At 51.0% G+C, this 670-nt stretch carries 1 rRNA gene; it reads right to left on the reverse strand.

Annotated elements, in window-relative coordinates:
* Positions 1 to 670 (reverse strand): 23S ribosomal RNA (locus tag C9J47_RS26880); the annotation flags it as partial.

Genomic DNA, 670 nt, shown 5'->3' on the forward strand with positions numbered 1-670 from the left:
GAGCGTACCTTCTCCCGAAGTTACGGTACCATTTTGCCTAGTTCCTTCACCCGAGTTCTCTCAAGCGCCTTGGTATTCTCTACCTGATCACCTGTGTCGGTTTGGAGTACGATTACTTATAACCTATCGCTTAGAGGCTTTTCCCGGAAGTATGGCATCAATGGCTTCATCACCGTAGTGACTCGACATCGGGTCTCAGCCTAGTGTATTCCCGGATTTGCCTAAGAATACAGCCTACACCCTTGAACTTGGACAACCGTCGCCAAGCCCACCTAGCCTTCTCCGTCCCCCCATCGCAGTTATAAGCAGTACGGGAATATTAACCCGTTTCCCATCGACTACGCCTTTCGGCCTCGCCTTAGGGGTCGACTTACCCTGCCCCGATTAACGTTGGACAGGAACCCTTGATCTTCCGGCGAGGGAGTTTTTCACTCCCTTTATCGTTACTCATGTCAGCATTCGCACTTCTGATACCTCCAGCCAACCTTACGATTGACCTTCAACGGCTTACAGAACGCTCCCCTACCCAATATGACAAGTCACATTGCCGCAGCTTCGGTGTATAGCTTAGCCCCGTTAAATCTTCCGCGCAGACCGACTCGACCAGTGAGCTATTACGCTTTCTTTAAATGATGGCTGCTTCTAAGCCAACATCCTGGCTGTCTGAGCC

Origin of the sequence: Photobacterium indicum (assembly GCF_003026215.1) — a bacterium.
GTDB lineage: Bacteria > Pseudomonadota > Gammaproteobacteria > Enterobacterales > Vibrionaceae > Photobacterium > Photobacterium indicum.